General features: G+C 45.7%; 17 protein-coding genes. 4 read left to right on the forward strand and 13 right to left on the reverse strand.

Annotated features, from left to right (window positions below):
- Positions 1 to 147: 147 nt before the first annotated feature.
- Together KPC83_RS07090 and KPC83_RS07095 are read right to left on the reverse strand one after the other, a co-directional pair.
- Positions 148 to 441 (reverse strand): hypothetical protein, encoded by a 294-nt coding sequence (locus KPC83_RS07090; protein ID WP_216278552.1) that lies wholly within the window; start codon positions 439 to 441, stop codon positions 148 to 150.
- A gap of 147 nt (positions 442 to 588) precedes the next feature.
- Complete coding sequence (locus tag KPC83_RS07095) at positions 589 to 3276, reverse strand: hypothetical protein (protein ID WP_216278553.1); 2688 nt, start codon at positions 3274 to 3276, stop codon at positions 589 to 591.
- A 210-nt stretch (positions 3277 to 3486) separates the two neighbouring features.
- Between KPC83_RS07095 and KPC83_RS07100 the strand changes: the two genes are divergently transcribed.
- Together KPC83_RS07100 and KPC83_RS07105 are read left to right on the forward strand one after the other, a co-directional pair.
- Positions 3487 to 4584 (forward strand): YafY family protein, encoded by a 1098-nt coding sequence (locus KPC83_RS07100; protein ID WP_216278554.1) that lies wholly within the window; start codon positions 3487 to 3489, stop codon positions 4582 to 4584.
- Entirely contained in the window at positions 4584 to 5525 is a 942-nt protein-coding gene (locus KPC83_RS07105; RefSeq protein WP_216278555.1) for a WYL domain-containing protein, read from the forward strand. Before KPC83_RS07100 ends, KPC83_RS07105 begins: the two co-directional genes overlap by 1 nt.
- 47 nt (positions 5526 to 5572) lie before the next feature.
- On the opposite strand, the gene KPC83_RS07110 is transcribed toward KPC83_RS07105, so the two are convergent.
- Complete coding sequence (locus KPC83_RS07110) at positions 5573 to 8452, reverse strand: helicase C-terminal domain-containing protein (RefSeq protein ID WP_216278556.1); 2880 nt, start codon at positions 8450 to 8452, stop codon at positions 5573 to 5575.
- 17 nt (positions 8453 to 8469) lie between these two features.
- On the reverse strand, positions 8470 to 9432 hold the full coding sequence (locus tag KPC83_RS07115; RefSeq protein ID WP_216278557.1) for a D-alanine--D-alanine ligase: 963 nt from the start codon (positions 9430 to 9432) through the stop codon (positions 8470 to 8472).
- A 138-nt stretch (positions 9433 to 9570) separates the two neighbouring features.
- Between KPC83_RS07115 and rlmN the strand changes: the two genes are divergently transcribed.
- Complete coding sequence (gene rlmN / locus KPC83_RS07120) at positions 9571 to 10647, forward strand: 23S rRNA (adenine(2503)-C(2))-methyltransferase RlmN (protein WP_216278558.1); 1077 nt, start codon at positions 9571 to 9573, stop codon at positions 10645 to 10647.
- Positions 10648 to 10770: 123 nt separating this feature from the next.
- On the opposite strand, the gene KPC83_RS07125 is transcribed toward rlmN, so the two are convergent.
- The 9 genes from KPC83_RS07125 to rpmH form a co-directional block, all read right to left on the reverse strand.
- Positions 10771 to 11025, reverse strand: a complete 255-nt coding sequence (locus tag KPC83_RS07125) for a hypothetical protein (RefSeq protein WP_216278559.1) — start codon at positions 11023 to 11025, stop codon at positions 10771 to 10773.
- Positions 11022 to 11849, reverse strand: a complete 828-nt coding sequence (locus tag KPC83_RS07130; RefSeq protein ID WP_216279293.1) for a ParB/RepB/Spo0J family partition protein — start codon at positions 11847 to 11849, stop codon at positions 11022 to 11024. The genes KPC83_RS07125 and KPC83_RS07130 overlap by 4 nt, the downstream gene beginning before the upstream one ends.
- 43 nt (positions 11850 to 11892) lie before the next feature.
- Positions 11893 to 12693 (reverse strand): ParA family protein, encoded by an 801-nt coding sequence (locus KPC83_RS07135; RefSeq protein ID WP_216278560.1) that lies wholly within the window; start codon positions 12691 to 12693, stop codon positions 11893 to 11895.
- A 187-nt stretch (positions 12694 to 12880) separates the two neighbouring features.
- A complete protein-coding gene (rsmG, locus tag KPC83_RS07140) occupies positions 12881 to 13639 on the reverse strand; it encodes a 16S rRNA (guanine(527)-N(7))-methyltransferase RsmG (RefSeq protein WP_216278561.1) in 759 nt (252 codons plus the stop codon).
- A gap of 105 nt (positions 13640 to 13744) precedes the next feature.
- Positions 13745 to 14308, reverse strand: coding sequence for a R3H domain-containing nucleic acid-binding protein (locus tag KPC83_RS07145; protein WP_253200917.1), 564 nt, complete (start codon positions 14306 to 14308; stop codon positions 13745 to 13747).
- 42 nt (positions 14309 to 14350) lie between these two features.
- The gene (locus KPC83_RS07150) at positions 14351 to 15130 is read right to left on the reverse strand and encodes a YidC/Oxa1 family membrane protein insertase (RefSeq protein ID WP_216278563.1); all 780 of its coding nucleotides are present in this window, start codon (positions 15128 to 15130) and stop codon (positions 14351 to 14353) included.
- 26 nt (positions 15131 to 15156) lie between these two features.
- Positions 15157 to 15393 carry a membrane protein insertion efficiency factor YidD gene (yidD, locus tag KPC83_RS07155; protein ID WP_371819266.1) on the reverse strand — a complete coding sequence of 79 codons (237 nt, stop codon included), beginning with the start codon at positions 15391 to 15393 and terminating at the stop codon, positions 15157 to 15159.
- Entirely contained in the window at positions 15386 to 15715 is a 330-nt protein-coding gene (rnpA, locus tag KPC83_RS07160; protein WP_216278564.1) for a ribonuclease P protein component, read from the reverse strand. Before rnpA ends, yidD begins: the two co-directional genes overlap by 8 nt.
- 16 nt (positions 15716 to 15731) lie before the next feature.
- Complete coding sequence (gene rpmH / locus KPC83_RS07165) at positions 15732 to 15875, reverse strand: 50S ribosomal protein L34 (RefSeq protein ID WP_085829682.1); 144 nt, start codon at positions 15873 to 15875, stop codon at positions 15732 to 15734.
- A gap of 317 nt (positions 15876 to 16192) precedes the next feature.
- Between rpmH and KPC83_RS07170 the strand changes: the two genes are divergently transcribed.
- Positions 16193 to 17323, forward strand: a complete 1131-nt coding sequence (locus tag KPC83_RS07170; RefSeq protein ID WP_216278565.1) for an ATP-binding protein — start codon at positions 16193 to 16195, stop codon at positions 17321 to 17323.
- Positions 17324 to 17331 lie beyond the last annotated feature (8 nt).

Raw genomic sequence — 17331 nt, forward strand, 5'->3', positions numbered from 1 at the left:
GTGGATTACAGGTATGTATGTACTCATATGGAAGCACATGTGAGTACATACAGCTTATCCACGTTGCCCATGCTTTACTACGCAGGAAAACGGCACTTTTCTAGGCTAAATGGCTTAGTCAACAGCCTATACGCTATACCGCTATCGCTATTCAGTTTCTGTGTCTGTGGTATCAGCGTTTGTACTATCTGCGCTGGTGCCTAAATCAGCATCAGACGTTTCTGAGTTATTCTCGCTACCAGCTTCTTCAATATCGTCATGATGTGCAAGCTTGGTCTGTGTTTCACTATTGCGACGTTCAGCCTCAATACGCTTCTGACGCAAATCTTCTGGGGTTGATGCTTTAATACCCAAAATAATAGAAGCACCTGCTCCTAACGCGATTGCAAGCAAAGCACCAATGAGATAGGCACGCCAGTGTTTTTTAATGAACGCTATCACAATACCTCCTACACCTACACCCGCATCTCACATCGTGCCCTACAACCAAGACCTTTATCTAAACTGCTCTTTACAAGCCCATAGTTTAATATCTTTAAGTATGGCTCCCGCATTCCCACAAGGAAGCCATACCAACAAGCTTAGCCTTTATGAACGCCGAATAAGCTCGGTCACCACATCCGCAACTACCTGAACATTGCGCTCATTAACATTAAGTGGATGGTCTTCAACGGTATATGCACATGCCAGCTGTCCATCTTGCATACCAGCAATTGTTAAGGAGCGCAAGCTCTTCTCAAGAGCATGATAGGCCTCTGTTTTGAGCTGGGGTGCATCCTGCGTGAGGATACTCTCATGGAAGTCGCTGGCAACCTTAGCTACCAAGTTCATGATACGGCGGTCACCTTTAAGCGTGCGATGTTCACCCTCGGTTGTAAGCATAGTGAGCTGACCCGCACCAATAGACTCAAGATTGATAAGAAATACGCCGCGTAGTTTATCGCGATGAGCCTCTAAGAAGGCATCTATACCAGCATGATTGTTTTCAGAAGCACCGGTTGCAACAAACCAAATATCATGTCCAAGCAGTTCATCATCACCAAGTGCTGTAATCGCTTCTTTCAACTCATCTTCGCTCACATCAGGGGCACCAGTAGCGCCGCCTTTCCATGAATCGTCGCTTGAAGAGAAGTTATCCCACGAACCAATTTGACCGCCCGTTTGCTTAGCGTCAAAGTCTTCATCTACACCTAAAAACTCGCTAAAACTGTCTTCTTTTTTCTTCTTACGGCTAAAGAAGCGAGCAAGTCCACGCTTGGGCTTTTCAGGAGATGGAGCAGGTGTTGCCTCTACTGCATCACTTGCTGCAGGCTGTGATACTGGTTCTGGAGTCGCCTCAGGTGCCGAGGATGCAGATGTCGGCATTTCTTCATGGCCTACAAGAGTAAAGCCATTCTTGAAAGCCATTGTCTCTGAAGGCAACACAGGACGCGCAGTAGCAAACGGATCTTGGTTTTGTGCAGAAGGGTCAGGCACATCAAGCAGTGAAGCGCGATTATTGCCTCCCTGTAATGCAGATACATCAGGCACCATAGGTGGAATCTGACGCTGGGGACGTGGATTAGCAACTGCTTGGACCTCAGCCATGATGGAATCTACGGTTTCGATTGGCTGATAGCTTGTTGTGGCTTCCGCATCATCAAGATTTGCTTCGTCATTCTCAGGCGCAAAAACTTGTGTTGTGTCTGCGGGTATCTCTTCTGTAGACACAAGCTGCTCATCAGCGCTGTTTTCGTCGGTGCTATTTATATCATCTATCAGCTCATTATCATCTGTAAGCGGCTGCCCATCAGCAGACAACTGCTCATCAATAAGCGCTGGTGCATCTTCTAACAAATCGTCAGCAGGTTGCTCTTGCTCTAGGCCATCTTGCAAATCCACCACGTCAGCATCGCTGTTAAACGCTTCATCTTGCTCATCAACTACGTCAGGCGCAGCATCGTCAAGCTCTACATCGTTATCATCAAAGTCAACAAATTCCTCTGCTTCCTCAACATACTCAATTTTGCAAGTTGTGGGAACCATAGCCAGCGCACGAATAGTTGACGCTCCAAAACGAATGTTGCCTTGTGCGTTGAGAGGAACACTACCTTGATTGTAAAGTTCATCATTAGATGCTTCATCATCAATCTCGTTCTTTGCATCTTGCGTATTGAGAACCTCATTATCTTCTGACGCTATATCGCTCGCTTCACTATCAAGCTCAGCATCTTGAGTATGTAGCTCAGACGTCAGCTGTTCTAAGGCTTCAACCGAAATCTCTTGAGTCGCACCTGAAACCCCTGTTTCATCATCAGCAAACCCACCGAGCTCGTCTTTTTGAGCAGCATCTATGTCGCCCTCAACAAACTCAACGCTATCAGCAGTCGTCAGACCATCATCTTGGCTGACACCCTGCTCAAGCGCCAAAGCCTCATTTTCAGCATCAAGCTGCGTATCCTGAGCCTCTGCAGCGCTAGCTCCTGCCTCTGCCGCTTCAAGAGCAGCAAGAAGCTCGGCTTCAAGCTCTTGGCGATATTCATCAAAAGGCTTGTCATCTAAAAACTCTTCATTTTGAGCAGGAGCCACGGCGTTCATAATGCCAAACATCGCCGCCAAGCTCGATTTATTGCAAACTGCACCCAAGGTGTATGGCAAAACAAAACGATGAGCAAACTCTGCTATTGCGCCTGCCAGCGGCACTAAAGAAACAAGCAGCGCAAGTAGCCATAGAATAAGCTTCGCTCCACCCAAAAACGGAAGCATGCGCAGCACAGCCAGCGCAACTGGAGCTACCATGGCATACGGAAGTGCCTTGTTTAACAGAGGTTGATAGCTGGCATATGGCATTTGATTTAAGAGACTGGCGCGTGGAGAGTCATAACGTGCCACTACAACAACCGGGCGATTACGCGGTGATGCCATAGGACCTGAGGCTTTATGATATGCAATAACGTTTTGCGATAAACCACGTGGAACCAGCGGCGACACTAGTGGACGACCCATGCGCTCAAGTGTATACACCACTGCCGAAGCAAGCATGAGCAGCAGACCAATAATGCCCAAAGCGCCACCAGAACCCAGCAGGAGCGCCCCTATAAAAAGCGTGACGCCAAGCAGCGCGCCAGTCAAGGCGCTCCCTGCACTAGAACTAAATTCCTGTATTTGTGGCTCAAACCCATGGTTTGCAAAAATTGATGCAATGCGCTCTGCAGCACTGCGCTCTTCCTCGCTACAAGCAGGCGTTATTTCCACATGCTGGAGCAGGTGGTTAAGATATTTTTGAGTACTAGCCATAAGGGCTCCACATCAACAATTTCGAGTTTTGGACATACTACGTACGCAATATGCCTGTATACGTTCAAAAGTATACCTTGACCGGCGCTTACCTGCATCTATTTGTGAAGAGTCATCGCAGCTTGGTAATAATCTCTTGAGCATACATCGTATAGAATAAGACACATATATGTGTTGACCTGCGAGAAGATGTAGAAAGGTGTTTAGCGTATGCCAAAAACTCAGCTCACTACTCAACCAGATTCTCATTCTGATACCACCTCACCAACAAATTCTCGCGACTTTGATTCGGCGCGGCGCATCGTCAATCTCTTATTCACCCTTAATACAACGCGTCATCCCATCTCTACCCGCACCATTATTTCTGACCCTGATATGGGATATGGGCACGCAAGTTATGAGTCAGAATTTAAGAAGTTTCAGCGCGACCGTGCCAAACTTGCAGAGCGCGGCATTATTATTCGCGAAATACACGACCCCAATACTCCTCAATCGCTTGAAAGCTCATGGATTATCGACCGCGAAGCTACCCATGCAGATATTGGGCTTATTTCAACCGAAGACGCTGAGGCTCTAAGGCTTGCACTTCAAACGTTCAAAGAGCGCCCAGAGCTTCCGTATCGCCATGTTCTTGAACGTATTGAGCACAAACTAGGACAGCTCAACGCTCCTGAATTTAGGCCCATTGCTCCTGAAACTCCTCAGCACAAAAGCCTCATTGATGCGCAGCAAGAAGCAATCATGGAAACCCTTTGGACCGCTTATATGCTGAAACGCTGCGTGAGCTTTGCATATGTTTCACACAGCGGGCATGTGAGCACGCGCACTTTAGGGATTTATGGTCTGTTTACTCTGCAAGGCAATACCTATTTGGTAGGTGCAACAACAGGAGAAGAGCCACGCACTTTTCGCTGTGACCGCATAGAACGCCTGCGAGCCCCACATGGGTCGTATCATATTCCTGCTGATTTTACGCTCACCGATTACCTGTTCTTTAGTTTTGATTTTGGTGGCAGCGATGAGCCCGAGCAAGAAGTTACCATGAGCCTTCCTGCAACACTCACTCAAGAAGAAGTCCAGACCATCACCCATGAGCGCGGTACCCTTGAGCAAATACCGAGCACAGACAAGCAAAACCCCAAACATACGCTGTGGCTCTGGCATATCTCAGTGAAAAATATTAAAACCGCCGCTCGATATTGTTTGAGCTTAAGTCAGCGTGGTGTACGCCCGCAAGCTCCCGCACCCTTTGTTGAGCAGTGGAAATCACTTATCAAACAATCTTTACAGGCGCATGAGGTAGCATAATGAGTAAAAAAGCTCCATCTCCCACTAAACTCACGCGCTCTGATGCTTTGGTTTTGCGCGCTATTACACTTATGCGCCGACTCACCGATGCGGGGTCAGCAGGGCTTAAAAAAGCAGACCTGAAAGCAGATTTACAACTCTCTGATACCGAATTATCCCAGCTTATCGACTTGTTGTCTGGTCTTGGCGACCGCTCAACAGGAGCGCGCTTTGCACTTGATGAAGACGCAGAAACGCTCACACTAAATGGTGACGCAGGAACGTTGTTACCTATTCGTCTTAGCCTCGAAGAAGGCATGGTACTTTCGCACGCGCTCTCACACACGCAGCTTCCCACCAAAACTCAAGAGCGCATTCGTCAGGCTGTTTTACCAGCAGGGTTAGAGCTTGAGCAACTTCCAGCACTGCACGACACAACGCCCTATACCGCCTGGTATTACCCGCTCCAAGACGCCATTCAAAGCGGTGTTCGCTGTTGCATAACATATCTCAGCGCACACGACACCATGCCCCATGAGCGCACAATCGACCCCGGCTATCTTGAGGCGCACAATACTATGATGTATCTCGTGGCATGGGATATTGCCGCAGATGCCGAGCGTCATTATCGTCTCGACCGAATCTCTGATGTAAGTTATACCGACGATTCAGTCACTCAACATAGCTGGACATATGCGAACAGTTTTGAGCATCTCTTCCAACGCTCAACTCAAACTACCCTTTGGCTTTCTAACACCACCGAGCTCAACGAGCTCACATGGTCTGGCATTTCGGTACTTGAAACGCATGATGATGGCAGCTTGCTTATCCAGCTGGGCGTAGGTTCTCCGTATTGGCTCTTTGACCAGCTCTTATCGCATGCAGGAACCATGCACATCGTTGCACCACAGGAGATGATTAACAAATTTAGTGTGTATGCGCAAAAGCTGCTTGATGAGTGACAACTTGATGAGTGACACACATCACTCATCAAGCACAACACCTCGTTCTATCGCTTAAGCCACATACTGAGATATTTTCCAACGTTCTCGCTTTGAATCTGCTGGTAGTCCACCGGGAGCGACCGTAAAAACTTCTTGCCATAAGCTTTTGTTATCAGACGAGAATCTGCCAAAATCAAAACGCCGGTATCTTGAGCAGTACGGATTAAGCGTCCCGCTGCCTGCTTAACCTCAAGCACTGCATCTGGCAAGGCATAACGCATCCATGCACGGTCCTCACGAATGTTGCGCTCACAAGACAAGGGGTCGGTAGGACTTGCAAAGGGCAACTTAGGAATTACCACACAACGCAAGGTATCGCCAGCCGCATCAAAACCCTCCCAAAACGCCTTAAGCGCAAACAGTGAGGCAGACGCATTACTGATAAACGAATCACGCAGTTGCTTTACGTTTGACGTACGACGTTGACAATCAAGGCTCAAACCTTGTGCGGCAAGCTGTGGAGACACACGCTCATAGAGCTCTTCCATATCACGCCGATTGGTAAAAAGCGTTAGCACCGAACCACCCATAGCTTGGTGAATGTCCACAAGCATTATCTCAAGCTTTCCAAGATACGCATCCCTATCGCGTGGGTCAGGCATATCGCCTGCTACAATAACCGACATATGTGTTTCATAGTTATAACTAGAGGCAAGCTGGAGTGTTTTATAGGCAGCTGCATCAAGTTTATCTAGCCCAACACCTTGGTTAAAGTGTGAGAATGAATCAGCAATACTGAGGGTTGCTGAGGTAAAAATCAGACTTTTCATCTCGGGGAACCAATGCTCAGCAAAAGCACTACCAATGTCTAAACGCTCAGCCGATAGCGACTCTCCTCCTGCGCGAAGGCGTTTATTAACCTGAAACGAATATACAAAGTGCTCATCGGTGCCATCGATAATCACCTTAATACCAAGATACATCTCATGCAAACGCCGCGACGGCTCGCTTATATCAATCGCTGCATCGGGTATTTCTGCGCTAACCGCATCAATCACGCTAGTAAGCGCTTTATCGGCTGCTTCAAGCGCATGTATTATTGAGGTGGCAACCAAAACAAAATCCTGCCATGCGCTACTACCACGAAGCTCTGCGCTAATCCAAACATCTGATGTATCGTAGTTGCTGCTTGTCCGCTGCTGCTGTGATAGCGTGCGCAGCGCCTCAAACAGTTCTGCCATAGCCTGTGAAGCTCGACCAACTGTTGCTACCGAACGTGACACGAGCCCTAAATACAGCGTTGCTGCATCTGAACCAGCAATCCTATGAAGAAGCGCCGACAAAGCTCCAACGTGGTCATTTCCGAGCGTTTCAAAAAGCGTCTGAGCATCTTCAGAGCTTATTGTTGTAGCCCATTGACGTCGAGCCTCCGCCTCAATAGCGTGTGCCTCATCAATAACCCAATGGCGAATGGGCGGCAGTATCTTTCCATCGGCAGCTACATTGCGAAACAAGAGCGCATGATTAGTAATAACAAGGTCTGCCTGCGCAGCACGACGGCGGGCACCATGAGCCATACAGGTATCAGGGTAAAAGGGACAGAGGTGCCGCGCACACTCACGCGAGGTAACCGTTAGGTCTTGTCTCCGAACGCTTTTCCAACGGATACCAAGACTATCGAGGTCACCTGTTGGCGACTGACAGGCAAAGCTATACAGCACAGCAATTGCCGTGAGGGTATCTGCCGGGTCTTTTGTTGTATGAATATCTCCCCCGCGCTCAAGCTGTTCAAGCTTTCGCAAACACGGATAGTGGTCGAAGCCTTTAAGTGCTGTAAAGCGCAAATCGCCATCAAGAGCTTTGGTAAGTTTGGGCAATTCGTGATATATAAGCTGATCAGTGAGGTTATTTGATTTGGTAGCTATGCCTAAGGTAACCCCATTTTTCCGAGCTGCAGCAGCGAGTGGCACCAAATACGCTATCGACTTTCCAACGCCGGTACCCGCCTCGATGACCCGGTGAGTACTTTGTTCCAAGGCATCACGAATCTCCGTTGCCATGCGCAGCTGCTCAGGACGCGCCTCAAAACTATCATACATACGGCTCACAAGGCCATGCTCCGAAAAACATGCTTCAATCTGATTGTGGGAAGGCATAGACAGGCCTTCAAGCTCATCAGCATCGCGTCGGTCTTCATCAGATGATGCCTGAAGCACATCATGACGTGCAGTGAGAAGTGAAAACGGCGCACCCGGATTAGCACCTGCAAGATATGAAAAAATCGGTCGATAAGCCCACGCAACATCAGAGTGCATCTCAGCTAAACGTTTCAATAGCCCGCTCGGCAGTGCATCAAGCGCGCAGAGCAATACGCGCCACACACCCGCAAGCGAATCAACATCATCATGAGCTCGATGAGACACCGCGCTACATTCAAAGAGTTCAGCCATATATGACAGCTTATGTGAACGCAGACGCGGCAGCGCGATACGCGATAGGGCGAGTGAGTCCACCCAAACATCGCTCACCTTGGTGCCGCCTTTAACGCGCTCAATAAACCCGCGGTCAAAGGCCGCGTTATGTGCCACCACAGGCAAGCCTTGCACAAACGCAGCGAGCTTCTCTACCGCCTCTTCCGCTCGGGGTGCGTGCGCAACATCGGCGTTGGTGATTCCGGTAAGCGTTGTTATTTCTGCTGGTATAAGCGTTGAAGGATGAATAAAAGTATCAAAGCGCTCAACAATCTCGCGTCCTTTAAGTCGCGCCGCAGAAATTTCAATAAGCTCATTTTCACGAAATGACAAACCTGTAGTCTCGGTATCAAGAATGACAATGTCGTCTTCAATGACACCAAATTGCCGATGTTTCGCCTGTTCTGCAAAGCTTGCATAAAGCTCACATATTGATGAAGGCGTTCCAGGCAGAAGAGCTGCTTCTATATTCATAACTGCGTATACAAACCTTACTTGTTTCGGTGGAGCGCCAACTCAACAAGCGCTGCACAAACCTCAGAAAATACCAAGTCATCAGTATGGCGAATTTCATCGGGATACAAAGACCCGTCTGTCATGCCGGGAATCGTGTTTGTTTCTAAAATCACCGGACCTGTTTCAGTCACAATAAAGTCGCTCCGCGAAATCCCCGAACATCCAAGCGCACGATGGGCGGCTATGGCCAACTCTTGAGCGCGCTGATAGTTCTCTTCACTAATTTGCGCAGGTATTCGATGAATTTTAGCTGGGTCAATATACTTAACACTTAAATCATAAAAAGCAGCACCCTCATTTTGGAAGCACACCTCAACAACAGGTAGTGCGCGGATTCCTTCAAGCGTTTCAAATACTCCAACAGTAATCTCTGTTCCACATAAGCGCTGCTCAATAAGAATTTTATTGCCATACTCAAAAGCACGCTCAATTGCCTGAGGAAGCTCATTTTGATTGCGCACCATTGAGATACCAAAGCTTGAACCATTCTCTGCAGGCTTTACAAAACACTCAGGACCTACACACTGCACAATACGCTCTAAGTCAATGGGCTCATGGTGTTTAAGAGCAATACCTGTAGCAATAGGAATACCCGCTTGCTTATACACAAGCTTCGCCAGTTCTTTATCAGACGCAGAAGCGCTTGCGAGGACCGTTGACCCTGTATACGGAATATGCAAAAAGCTCAGAAGCCCCTGAATAACCCCGTCTTCGCCATCTGCACCATGAAGCGCAATAAAGGCAACATCCCATGGCTCTGTAGTAATTCGCTTAATAAAAGAAGACTCAGCAGTGTCTAATACCTCAACCGAAACAAAACCAGCCTCGCTAAGGGCTGCTGCTGCATTTGCTCCAGACGCAAGGGAAATCTCTCTTTCACTCGAACGTCCTCCTGCAAGAACAGCTACACGCATTGCAGATCGCTCTTCACGCTTCATGTCTACCTTCCCTACCTAAGCAGCTTGTGGCTGGTCTGTATATCTTTTAATCCCTGCTATTATGCAGATATATCATCAAATATGATGCTTTACCCTATTGTATGTTGAAAGTCGCCGTTTTCCACTGAAAGGAGCCGCATGCAAGGTTCCACCACGCATCGAGATATTCGCAGTCTGTCTGTAGATGAGCTCACGGAGCTTGTACGTACCCTCGGTCAACCTGCATTTCGAGCCAAGCAGGTATTTGAATGGATTCATCAAAAGCAGGTTACTTCCTTTGATGATATGACCAATCTCCCTAAGCAGCTTCGCTTGCAATTGTCTGAAACCTATACTTTTCATGTCCCCACCGAGCTTGCTTCGCAGGTTTCGCGCGATGGCTCTCGTAAATACCTTCTTGAGTTTGCAGATGGCGTTTCTGTTGAAACGGTTGGTATGCCGAGCCGCAAAAAGTTGGCAGTCTGTATTTCAACTCAAGCGGGCTGTGCCATGGGTTGCGCCTTTTGCGCCACGGGCATGCATGGACTTACTCGTTCGCTCACAGCGCAAGAAATGCTTGACCAGGTCCTACATGTTGCTCATGATTTTAATGAGCGCGTAACCAGTGTTGTCTTTATGGGTCAGGGTGAGCCGTTTGCCAACTACACCGAAACCATGGCAGCCCTTCGAAAGCTAAACGACCCCGATGGTCTCGCTATTGGAGCACGGCATTTAACAGTGTCTACCTGCGGAATCATTCCTGGTATTCGTCGTTTTTCACAAATTCCTGAACAGTTCACCTTGGCAGTATCCCTACACTCGGCCATACAAACTACCCGGAACCAACTGATGCCAGGTGTAAAGAAATTTACCCTACTCCGCCTCCATGAAGCGCTCCAAGAATATACTGAGAAAACAGGGCGGCGTCCAAGCTATGAATATGCCATGATTGACGGGGTAAACGACACCAACGCAGAACTTGATGCGTTAGTAGACTTTTGCCAAGGGACGCTTTGCCATGTCAATCTAATTCAGTTGAATAATGTTGCTGATAGTCCCCTTAAGCCCTCGGCACCTGAACGTGTAGAAAGCTTCCAAAAACGCCTTCAAATGCATGGTGTGGAGACTACCATTCGCGCGTCAAGAGGCAATGATATTGACGCGGCATGTGGACAGCTCAAGCAGCGTTTTCGTGTCTTAAAAGACCCAGTTAAAGGCTCTAATGAGGAGCTTTAACACACTGCAACTTCTTTTTTGTTGTTATCTTTGTTGTTATTTCACTTCAAACCAAAACAGGCTCCTTTTGGAGCCTGTTTCTTTATTGATTGCCTACACTATTCGTCTAATTAGTAAGGTACCTTACATATTAAGATTATCCCATTGCTTTTCAACCCAGTCTTGAGTAATTTGCGGATTACGTGTTAGTTGAGCAGTTCGCACCACCGCATCTTCACTCATGGTTTCAAGCTTTTGGCGTGACTCGCGTACTTTTGCTGTTAAGCCTTTTGTAAGCTCAGAGATAAGCTCCGGTTCTTTCATAACCCTATAACCAACATATGAACCAACAGCTATTACTAAACCTGTTATGGTTAATCCAAATACACGTAGTTTCATAGTTGTTCTCCTTCGCCTATCATACGCTCAAGAATATCTTGCAGCTCATCTTCATCCTTAAACTCAATCTCAATTTTATTCTTGCCGCGTAAGGATTTCACCCGAACATTGGTATGGAATAATTGACGCAACACTCGTGCAGCCTTTTTATAAGCTTGCGGAGTTACTGGACGCGGAGTTCTTGGCTCATCTCCGACTGAAAACAATGGAGCAAGGTTTTCAGTCGCACGAACCGATAAAGACTCTGCAACTACCTTCTCAGCAAGTTTAATGCGCTGCTCCTCAAAAGGTACTGCCAAAATAGCTCGGGCGTGACCAGCAGTAATCTTTCCATCAAAAAGCAAAGCTTGAACAGGTTCAGGAAGATCAAGGAGACGAAGTGCATTGGTAATGCTCGAACGAGATTTAGATACTGCCTTTGCCAGTGCCTCTTGCGTTAGATTACTTTTCTCAATGAGCTGCTGGTAACCCTTTGCTTCTTCTATTGGATTTAAGTCAGAACGTTGAAGGTTTTCTATAAGAGCAAGCTCGAGCATCTCTTGTTCATCAACATCTTTAGTAATGACAGGAACTTCTTTGAGCCCAACTAATTTTGACGCTTGATAACGGCGCTCACCGGCTATTATCTCGTACTTTTCTCCCTGTTTGCGAACTAGCAGAGGTTGTAATACGCCATGTACACGAATAGAATCGGCGAGTTCTTGTAGAGCTGCTGGCTCAAAATGAGTACGTGGTTGATTAGGATTTGGATACACTAAGTCAATATCAACGAAACTTTCCTGATTTTGAGCAGTATAACCTGTTTCAGTCTGTGCTTCACTTATTAAAGAACCTAATCCACGTCCTAAGGCAGGTTTTTTCTTAGTACTAGGCACGTTTAATCACTTCCTTCGCAAGATTTATATAGGCTCGTGAACCTTTATTTCCCGGTGCATACTTTGTTACTGGCATTCCGTATGATGGAGCTTCTGATACCTTTACTGAACGCGGTATTATAGTTTTGAACGCTAAAGTACCAAAATACTTTCTAACTTCTTCTACAACCTGCTTTGAAAGAGATGTTCGACTATCAAACATGGTCATTAAAACACCGTAGGTATCTAAACTCTTGTTAATTCGACCTTTAACCATGCGCATTGACTCAAGAAGCTTCGTTACACCTTCTAGTGCGTAGTATTCACATTGGATAGGAATAAGAACACTATCAGCTGCTGCTAAGGCATTGATGGTGAGTAAACCGAGCGATGGTGGGCAATCGACAAATATGAAGTCGAACTCATCTTTTACTGGCTCAATAAACTCTTTAAGTCGTGATTCACGTGCCATTGCTGACACTAACTCAATCTCTGCCCCTGCAAGTTGTATCGTTGCAGGAACAACAAACACTTTCTTGCATTCTGTCTCTTGTATAAGCTCTTCCGCTGGTACATCATGCATTATCGCATCATATACACACTGATTTAATTCCTCTTTATCGATACCAAATCCGCTTGTCGTGTTACCTTGTGGGTCAAAATCAATCAAAAGACATTTGCGGTTTTGTTCGCCTAAAGCTGCAGCTAAATTCACTGCTGTAGTTGATTTTCCAACTCCACCTTTTTGATTGATAATCGCAATAACACGGGTATCCTTCTCGCTTTTTGAGCGAGAAACATCGTGAAAATTCACTATCCCTCCTGTTTTTCTTTGTACTTTTATCGGATAGTGACAGGTAAGCTATGTTTCACGTGAAACATAGCTTGTTCTATCTCTATTAGTATTATGTTTCACGTGAAACTAATCTGCAAGATAATTATTTCAATCTTATATAAGTACTCAAAACCCTTGATGATAAACCTAATGTTTCACGTGAAACTTAAGCAAGGGGATATTTATGAGCCATTCCAACTGCACGAGGTAGTTTAATTGAACAATCATCATCTACCTGATACCACATAAGAAGACGTGAACCTAAATGGGATGGCAAATTTACCTCACATGTTTCAATAAGCGAATAACCAAGTAACTCAGCAACTTTATTCCCAGCTGCTAATTCCTCAGAACTTGGAACACCTTTACTTACAATGAGTGAACCACCTATTGCAAGAAATGGACGTGCATATTCAAGAAGACTGGGGAGTGAAGCAAGGGCACGAGCAACAACAATATCTGGATTTTCACCTTTAGTTAAGCAAAGCTCCTCAAGGCGACCGTGATGTATACTACAGTTTGAAACTCTAAGCTTTGAAATAATCGCTTCAACAGCTTTTAACTTCTTTGAGACAGAGTCTAAAAGCTTTGTTTTAACTCCAAGTGCAACATTTAAAGGAAGTCCCGGGTAACCAGCACCAGTTCCCATATCATAAATACAGTGACAATCTACTGGTATGAGTTTAAGAAAGAGCAGAGAATCAAGTACATGAAGAATAAGTGCATCATCAATATCTACAATGCGCGTTAGATTAATGTATGAGTTAATTTGAAGCACATACAAAAGATGTTTAACACAATACTCGGCTGTTGCTCTATCTATTGCAATATCATACTGAGTACAGTAGCCAAGAAGTTGTGTAGCTAAATGCTCAATCTGCTCAACATTAGTAAGCTCTTCAAGTTTAATAATTCGTTCCACCATAACGCTCAACAACTCCATTCTATGACTGAATCTAGTGTAGCAGGAAGCTCAGTCAAAAAAGAGGGGTGCATATGCACCCCTCAATACAATCCTTATTGCAGCATATTAACTCTTTTTTACAACAACGCGACGATCCAAATCAATACCTTCTGAAATAGTAAAGATACCTTCTGTATCACGCAATGCAATATGAATTAAACGACGCTCATAAGCACTCATGGGTGGAAGCTTATATGGCCGACCAGATTGCAAGACCTTCTGGGCAGCATTATTTGCCATTTGAATAAGCTTCTCTTTACGGCGGTGTTTATACCCCTTAATATCAATAACAACAGGATATCTAAACCCTAGCTTACGACTTACCAAGAGAGAGAACATATATTGTAAGGCTTCAAGTGTACGTCCGTGACGTCCTATCAGAACAGCAAGATTACTATCTTGAACATCTAAAATGAGCTCACCATCATCCCCATCAAACTCATCAATAGGGGAGTATCCAGCATCAAAGGGTGCAAGCAACTCACGAAGAATAGTTAACGCTGTATCTGCAACCAAATCAAGCTCAGCGTCGTCAAGAGACTCACCAGCTTTATACTTACGAGCAATCTCTGTATAAGGAGATACTTCTACTTCTTCAACATGTGTCTCATTTAGAAGTTCTTCCGACATGATATCCTCCATAATAAGGTACCTTAGTAATAAGGTTTATCCTTAGTTTTTCTTACGTGGACGCGCTTTGCGTTCATGACGTACTACATCAACCTCAATGGGAGCATTTGAAAAACGCTCTTCCTCTTCACGTTTTGCTTGCTCAATAACGCGCTGCGTTACAAAGATTTGCTGAACAACCTGCCAGAGAGAAGATACGTCGTAATACAGTAAAACACCGGCAGGTAGATTCCAACCCATCCAAAGCATCATGATAGCCATTACTAAAGCCATAACTTTCATACTTTGTGCTTGTGCACCAGTTTGATTGCGCGACTGATATAGCGTTGGAATAAGGGTGAGCAACGCAAACAACACAAGCGAGATAAGGTATGGCGCTGCGGTTGCAATTCCCTTACCCATCGCCATAGATGGAACCATGGTTAAGTCAGGCAGAATATTAAAGAAGGCAAAATCGCTTGATGCAACACCTGGGAAGTATGACGGAAGATTGCGGAAAAGTGTAAACAGCGCAAATAAGATAGGCATTTGGATAAGCAATGGTAAACAACCACCAAGCGGGTTGAACTTATTTTCGCTATAGAACCTTTGAAGCTCTTCTTGTTGCTTCTGAGGGTCGTATGCATACTTCTCTTGAATTTCTTGCATCTTAGGCTGCAACACCTGCATACGCGCCATTGAACGAGTTGAACGCAATAAGATAGGGGTTAAAACCAACCGAATAATGAGTACCAAAATGACAATCGAGAGACCCCAGTCAACAGCAAAGCCTTGAATGAGTTTCAAGATTTGAAAGAGGATATTAACAATCCAATCCCACATGAGTATCCTTCCACAGTTTGTGCCGTTTACGGCACGGGATCATATCCACCAAGATGCAGTGGGTGGCATCGCAAAACTCTGCGTAAAGCAAGCCAACCACCTTTCAAGGCACCATAACGTACTAAAGCCTTAATAGCATACTGTGAACAGCTTGGTATGTATATACATGAGTCTGGTAAAACTGGTGATACAACACGTTGATATAAGTGAATAAGCGCAATCATACAACGGCTAACCATACCAACTCTGCCTTGCTTACTCATATAAACCTGCTCGCTGTAAAAGCTTTATAAGAGCTCGTGTCATATCAGACGGCGACGCAGTCGAGGTTTGAGCAGTTGCAAACAAAATCAACTCATACCCCAAAGGTAGGGGCGGACAGCTGCGTAATGTTTCACGTAAAACACGTTTAGACCGGTTTCTCAACACAGCATTTCCAAGACGTTTAGCTGCGACAAAGGCGACCCGATAAGGATCGCCTTCATGTGTAGTACGAGACACCGTTAATCGTATAAGCGGGTGATTATACCGTTTTCCCTGTGTAAATACGCGCTCAAAATCCTGACGAGATTTTAAGGTCTTCATGCACGATACACAGCGATTAGTTATCGCTCACCGTGAGACGCTTGCGACCCTTGGCACGACGACGGGCAAGTACGGCACGGCCACCCTTTGTGGCCATACGGGCGCGGAAGCCGTGAGTTTTAGCGCGCTTGCGCTTGTTCGGCTGATACGTACGCTTCATGGTGGTAAAACCTCCTGCTGCATTTCGATAGCTCAGAATAGTGTCATATAAGCTTTGGAATTATAGGGAAAAGCCAGCATCTATGTCAATTGCTGGATAAAAAGTATCTCAGTTCAGGTAATTCTCGTGAAATCCGTATGAAAGAATCTAAATATTTCATCTCATTTCAAATAGTTTTCAACAGGTAGTGTTGACAATGTTGATAACTTTTCATGATTTTTCACCACTTTTCAACAGATTAGGAAAACTTGTTGAAAACTTCTCTCTGAGGACTGAGAGCGCTATGCTGGTACACCCTACGAGTGATTGTGAAGTATATGGCTGAAGATTTTTATCCATTTGTAGATTCAGGTGACCCAACACCTGATAACGCTCATCTCATATCAGATGAGCCAGTTCAGTCACATCAATCAAACAACACTGTTAGCTATGCCACACGTATTGCTATCTATGACGATTTGTTTTCAACACCGCGCGTTGTCATTATTCAGCCACAAGGTATCCGCAGCTACCTTGAAGAAGTCACCAATACGGTTTATCGCCTTATGCGTGAGCAAGGTGGACATATTGCACTAATGGTTATTCGTGAGATTGTCGAAAACTTCATTCATGCGCAGTTTGTTGAGCCAATCATCTCTATCTTAGATGACGGTAATACGCTGCGTTTTGCTGACCAAGGTCCTGGTATTCACTTAAAAGAACGTGCCTTTGAATTTGGTGTTACGAGCGCCAACCGCGAGCAAAAACGCTATATCCGAGGCACTGGCGCAGGATTTCCTATGGTCTCACAATATCTTGAACAAACAGGTGGACTTATTGCAATTGAAGATAACCTAGGTTCAGGTACGGTAGTTACAGTCACTATAGATGATAATCGTGCGCAAGAATTACAAGCAGCATCATCACACGGCGCGGTTATTCGTGGACATCAAAAGCAACAACCAGATGCCACCCCCTCACCGCAACATACAACAAATGATGTAAACCCAAACCCATATGGAAATCAAACATTTCCTTTGCAATCTAGTTCATATCCCGCTCAACTTAACCCGTATTATCAACAACAACCGGTATATCCCACAGCAGCACCTATGACGGTAATGCCAGGATATATAAACCCTTATCAACCAATGCCTGCTCAAACAGCGCAATATATTCCAACACCTCAACCAGCTATAACGCAAGCACTAAACACGTATTTAGCTGAACAAGCAGCTGAGGTAGACCTTTATGTGAGTGAGCGAGGGAAAAAAATCCTAAGCTATCTCCTTCAATTTGAAAGTTGTGGACCAACAGAGTTGCGAGGAGCATTTGGATCATCAACCGCTACCTGGTCGCGTGAGCTTGAACAACTCACGAGTGCAGGTTTAGTTATTAAGCGTGGACAAAAACGTATGCTCACCGATATGGGACGCATGTGGACACAACAACACACCAACAAGCTTTAAGATAGATG

It is taken from the genome of Collinsella sp. zg1085 (assembly GCF_018889955.1).
Lineage (GTDB): Bacteria > Actinomycetota > Coriobacteriia > Coriobacteriales > Coriobacteriaceae > Collinsella.

Coding starts and splice junctions, on each gene's coding strand:
- KPC83_RS07095 (WP_216278553.1), bottom strand. CDS start 3,276: ATGGCTAGTACTCAAAAATATCTTAACCACCTGCTCCAGCATGTGGAA.
- KPC83_RS07100 (WP_216278554.1), top strand. CDS start 3,487: ATGCCAAAAACTCAGCTCACTACTCAACCAGATTCTCATTCTGATACC.
- KPC83_RS07105 (WP_216278555.1), top strand. CDS start 4,584: ATGAGTAAAAAAGCTCCATCTCCCACTAAACTCACGCGCTCTGATGCT.
- KPC83_RS07110 (WP_216278556.1), bottom strand. CDS start 8,452: ATGAATATAGAAGCAGCTCTTCTGCCTGGAACGCCTTCATCAATATGT.
- KPC83_RS07115 (WP_216278557.1), bottom strand. CDS start 9,432: ATGAAGCGTGAAGAGCGATCTGCAATGCGTGTAGCTGTTCTTGCAGGA.
- rlmN (WP_216278558.1), top strand. CDS start 9,571: ATGCAAGGTTCCACCACGCATCGAGATATTCGCAGTCTGTCTGTAGAT.
- KPC83_RS07125 (WP_216278559.1), bottom strand. CDS start 11,025: ATGAAACTACGTGTATTTGGATTAACCATAACAGGTTTAGTAATAGCT.
- rsmG (WP_216278561.1), bottom strand. CDS start 13,639: ATGGTGGAACGAATTATTAAACTTGAAGAGCTTACTAATGTTGAGCAG.
- KPC83_RS07145 (WP_253200917.1), bottom strand. CDS start 14,308: ATGTCGGAAGAACTTCTAAATGAGACACATGTTGAAGAAGTAGAAGTA.
- KPC83_RS07150 (WP_216278563.1), bottom strand. CDS start 15,130: ATGTGGGATTGGATTGTTAATATCCTCTTTCAAATCTTGAAACTCATT.
- yidD (WP_371819266.1), bottom strand. CDS start 15,393: ATGAGTAAGCAAGGCAGAGTTGGTATGGTTAGCCGTTGTATGATTGCG.
- rnpA (WP_216278564.1), bottom strand. CDS start 15,715: ATGAAGACCTTAAAATCTCGTCAGGATTTTGAGCGCGTATTTACACAG.
- rpmH (WP_085829682.1), bottom strand. CDS start 15,875: ATGAAGCGTACGTATCAGCCGAACAAGCGCAAGCGCGCTAAAACTCAC.
- KPC83_RS07170 (WP_216278565.1), top strand. CDS start 16,193: ATGGCTGAAGATTTTTATCCATTTGTAGATTCAGGTGACCCAACACCT.